Raw genomic sequence first — 1,435 nt, 5'->3', positions numbered from 1 at the left:
AACCCAGAATAGTTATAGTCTAGCTTTAGTGGATATCGACTTTTTCAAGAAGTATAACGATTACTATGGGCATCAATCAGGAGATGATGCGCTCAGACAAGTTGCTCAAACTGTTAAATCAACGCTGCGCACCTCAGACAGAGTATTTCGCTATGGCGGCGAAGAGCTATTAATTCTGATGCCCGGAAGTATTGGCCAACAAGCCAGAATATGTGCCGAGCGAGTCAGGGCAGCTATCGAGGCATTACAAATCCCTCACATTGAATCAGACAAAGGCGTGCTAACCGTCAGTATTGGTGTCGTGGAATCCAGAGTGGAAGCCTGGCAAGATCTGGTAAAACAGGCTGACAAAGCCCTTTACCAGGCAAAAAGTCAAGGAAGAAATCAGGTTACTGTAGCTGATCAGCTATAAAAGATCGGCCTTAGGTCTTATAGAACCTTATCAAGCGGTATTTTGAGTCTCATGGCCACCTGACTGACCTCCGATACAAATACGATTCCGGCCACTTTCTTTTGCCTGGTACAAAGCACTATCAGCAAACCCCACCAATGATTCACCTTTCTGCCACTCTGGTGGTGCCATGCTTGCCAAGCCAAAACTTGCAGTCATCGGTATTGTTTTGCCTTGATAAGTCATATTTGCGTCTTCAATTGCCCTTCGAAGTTTCTCGGTTTGCAATAGGGCCTCCTCTTGAGTCTGACCGTAGAGAATCGCAATGAATTCTTCACCACCATAACGAGCCACTATATCTGTTTGTCGCTGATACTGTTTCTTCATTAAGCGAGCAATCAGTTTTAAACACTCATCACCCGCCTGGTGGCCATAGGTATCATTTACCTTTTTAAAATGATCGATATCCATCATAACCAAGGTAAGCGGCGTCATGTTTCGGCGACTATTAGCCAAGGATATATCCATTGCTTGATCAAAGAATGGCCGGTTATAAAGTTGAGTCAAACCATCAATCTGGCTNATTAGTTCCAAGCGTTCTTCACGCTCCTTAATGCTTAGACGCATATGCTCCATGGCCCGAGCAACTGTCAGTAATTCATCATGCGTTCCAATCTCAATCGCTTGATCATAATTTCCCATAGCTACACGATCTGCAGCGCCAGTTAATTCACCTATAGCAGAGCTAACAGACTTATATAAACCGACTGACAAGTAGAGCAAAACCAAGGAGAAGAAAGCGACGCTGATATAGAACAAGGATAAGCGCTCAATGCTCTGCTGGTAATTTTTCGCCAATACACGGTCAGTCACCGATAAAACAAGCTGATTATGCGCGTATACTAATTGATACAAGTCGCTTAACTTCGCGTAGAACTCTTGCGGGTCACCTTTAGGAGAGAAGGACTCTATCAAATACTGTGAAAGCAGGTCTTTAGTCTGAACTAAAGCTGATTTAACACCTAATAAGTCTACGGAAGGGTT

Annotated in this window: 2 protein-coding genes; one reads left to right on the top strand and one right to left on the bottom strand. The window is 43.9% G+C overall.

Annotation, left to right across the window (positions count from 1 at the left end; genetic code table 11):
• The coding region (locus A3729_RS22385) for a GGDEF domain-containing protein (RefSeq protein WP_156498080.1) at positions 1-412 on the top strand (412 nt) is incomplete at its 5' end.
• Positions 413-442: 30 nt separating this feature from the next.
• On the opposite strand, the gene A3729_RS22380 is transcribed toward A3729_RS22385, so the two are convergent.
• A partial coding sequence (locus A3729_RS22380; protein WP_068634301.1) for a diguanylate cyclase occupies positions 443-1,435 on the bottom strand: 993 nt, incomplete at its 5' end.

Source organism: Oleiphilus sp. HI0043 (genome assembly GCF_001634935.1).
The sequence above is the reverse complement of the archived record's forward strand: the minus strand, read 5'-3'. Positions and strand labels throughout refer to the sequence as shown.